Raw genomic sequence first — 3313 nt, forward strand, 5'->3', positions numbered from 1 at the left:
CTAAAAAAAATCCACAGTCAAGGCAGCTCAGGAAACTGGGATTAAGTTGAGTACTTTTCCTTCTCAGTGTTCTTTTGCTCAGGAGGAGGTTTTGGAGGCTGGTTTTTTTCCAGAAGTGTTGAATCGGGAATCGGGAATCGGGAATCGGGAATCGGGAATCGGGAATCGGGAATAGGCAATAGACAATAGGTAATAGGGAATAGGAAGCAGCGATGTAGTCGCTACTCCCTATTTTTTAAAACCTAGGAATTGAAAACTGGTATACTTCAACTCAGTAACTACTATCTGCGCAAGGAGGTCCCTGCATCTTTGCTGTCACCGACGGGTCCCTTGCCATCATTTGGTGGATTGTAATCTGTGAATGGATTTAAACTCATTGCGGTCAACAATTGTTGTGACTCAGGTTTGGGGGAGACAGGGTCAGAGGGCAAGGTTGATTGACCTGAAGGCGACTTGGTAACACTAGATGGTTGTGAGTCAGTAGACTCAGGATTTTCATCTGTGATTACCTGGTAATTTTGGCAGAATGATCCGGCGTCTTTGCTGTCACCGACGGGGCCGTCTCCATCATTCGGTGGTGTGAAAGTATTTAGCATCTGTAGTTGTGATAGTTGTCTTTTTATTGATGTTGATATTGGTAACAGTTGTGGGTTATTAAACTCAGGATTTTCATCGATTAGCTGGTACAATTTCCAGAGTGATCCGGCGTCTCCGGTTTCACCGGGAGGTCCGTCTCCATCATTCGGTGGTGTGTAATTCATTACTATCAGTAGTTGTGATGATTGTGATAGTTGTTGGGAGTCTTGGGATGATGATTGCTGGTCAATCGGCTGAGAATTACTATGATTTGGTTGCTCGAATCCCTTCAGTATCGTTGCTGCTAATTGTTGCAAGCGCTGTCTTATGTTGAGAGTGAAGGAAACTAGTGTTGTCCAAAGCTGCTTTAGCAAATTATTCATTTGAGAATACACCTTTTCTAGAAATTCATCAAACACCGGCTCAGGCGGCGTTTTTTCATTGATACTTGTTACAGCGCCTCTCAAGCCAACTTTTCGCAGATGATCAGAAAAATTTTTTTTTTGAAGCAAAATTTGCTTAGCTATTCTAGTTTCCTTGGTGTTTGAGATCAGATCCGGATCCATTTGAGTTGTGAACGATTACCCTTAAGGAAAGGCGTTGCTGAATTAAGGAATGAATGCGCAATCATCTGGTTTTGTTAAAGCCCCCGTTGGTCCCCCAACTTTGGGGGACTTTGAACGTCTTATTCCCCCCAAAATTGGGGGGTTAGGGGGGCAAAACCATACCTAGAATCAGCAACGCCTAAGGAAAAGGCAAGAGGCAAGAAGCAAGAAGCAAGAGATAATCAGGTATATAGGGATTTTTGCTAAGGTCAAAAACTGTAATTATTGTTTCCAACTCAAATGGAAATGCTAGAGAATTCGTCCGAGAGCTGACGGAGTGATGGCTCCAAGTGTTGTCCTATAAACCACCACAATTCCACTAGTGGCTACCAATGCTAAGGCTGATGGCACCAGAGGTACCCATACTCCTAGAGTAAATAGACCAAAACATAGGAGATATAAAACCCCTGTCGCTGTGACGGTAGCGAGTCCCCAATACAGCATTCGACCACAGCGCCAGGCAATGGTAGCACCAATGATTGACCAACCCCAAACCCAGAACAGGTCTCCCCAGGGCGACCACACCGATAATAATCGACGCTCACCGAGGCCAGCACTGATCATCTGACTGACCATCTGGGCCTGAAGAATTACCCCTGGCATTTCTTGGTATGGCCACTGCAGGGCACTGTAGGGGGTAAAATGGTAATCCTTGGCAATCCTTGCAGTTATTCCGATCAGGACAATTTTGTCTTTGACCCACTCTGGTTTGACCTGACCCTCTAGCACCTCTGTAAAAGTGACTCGTCGAGCGACAGTTTTCCGGTAATTGAGTAACACCTGGAACCCCCGATGATCACGATTGTGATAACCCCCGGCATTAGCTGACAACTCTCTTAAGACAGTCTTACCCAAGCGTATTTTATTCATAGCAATGGTTTTTGCTTTGATTCCGTCTTGGGCTAAGTAATGCAATGCGACCCTAGCACTGAAGGAGTGGTCGGTGGCACAGGGGTCATCGTGGTAGGGATGCATAAATACAAGATGCCTACGGATAATGCCATCAGGGTCAGCCATGATATTGCTAAAACCAAGGCGGGATTCTCGCACCCCAGAGGGAGGTTCCATGCCTGAGTTTTCGGGGTCGTTAGCTTCCCTAGCGCTACAAAGGGCAATGAATTTCTGATTTTGCTGTAACTGACGGCTCAATGCCTGATGACCAGGTTCTCTAGGACGTTCCCGAAAGATGTCTAAGCCAATCACTCGCGGTTGATCAGACTCTAGCTTGTCTAGGACTTGGGCTAGGGTTTGATCTGGGAGGGGATAGCCATAGCGCTTGATCTCGGCATCTGTGGCTTCAACCACCAGCAAACGGGTGTCTACCCCTGGATTAGGTCGCAGCCGCATCAGCTGGTCAAATGCCTTTAGTTCCCAAAGCTGAAGTATTCCCAGCTGCCGGATCACCATGACTAAAATGGTAACAACTACACTGAGGATCAGAGCCGATTGGAGCAGGTGGTGCTGGTGATTGCCACGCAACTGTTGCCAGGTTGGGGGTATGGTCGCAGGATTTTGACAAATCACTGGCAACCAACTGGCACAGGGACATTGATCTTCCAAACCTTGCAGTTTTTTCCGGGCTTCTTGCACTGCTAGATACAAGGATTTACCACTAGCAAAGGCTTTGATAAAATATTGCAAAAACTGCTGTGCTACGAGATCCGGTACGGGCTCCCGCATAATAATCATGTGGGGAATGTGCAGCTGTTCTAGCTCATTGGCTAATCCTAAGCCATCACAGGAATTAAAAATTGCTAGGGACAACCCCCTTTCTATGGCTTTTTTGAGGGCTTCTCTGAGTTCGTCAATGGTTAAGCTATCGGTCTGATTGATATGAATCCGACCTCTTCCTGCCTCGGTTTCACTATGACCTGCAAAAAACAAAATATCCCAAGGTTGCTCCCACAGGGTTTCGTTGAGCTTCTGCCGTGGTGGTTCTACTAGAAAGGTAATGTCTGCAAAGGGTAAATTCTCTAATAATTGTCGGTCTTGTTTGATATTAATCCCTTCGCTATTGCCCAGAATTGCTAGAATTCTAACCTTGTGTCGATCACGGCTCTGGTGCGATTTGCTTGGTTGTTGATACTCTGGAGTACTTAGGGCAATTTCTGCTTGGTGGTAACGCTCTAAAA

Annotated in this window: 2 protein-coding genes; both read right to left on the reverse strand. The window is 46.1% G+C overall.

The annotated features are described in order from the left end of the window. Positions 1-281: 281 nt before the first annotated feature. Positions 282-959, reverse strand: coding sequence for a hypothetical protein (locus F6K57_RS40600; RefSeq protein ID WP_075897339.1), 678 nt, complete (start codon positions 957-959; stop codon positions 282-284). 471 nt (positions 960-1430) lie between these two features. Further along, positions 1431-3313 (reverse strand): CHASE2 domain-containing protein (locus F6K57_RS40605; protein ID WP_293074619.1); only part of this gene is annotated, 1883 nt, incomplete at its 5' end.

Origin of the sequence: Moorena sp. SIO4A5 (assembly GCF_010672005.1) — a bacterium.
GTDB lineage: Bacteria > Cyanobacteriota > Cyanobacteriia > Cyanobacteriales > Coleofasciculaceae > Moorena.

Bases quoted from the DNA above. Each gene is read 5' to 3' on its own strand.
- F6K57_RS40600 (WP_075897339.1), bottom strand. From the start codon at position 959: ATGAATAATTTGCTAAAGCAGCTTTGGACAACACTAGTTTCCTTCACT.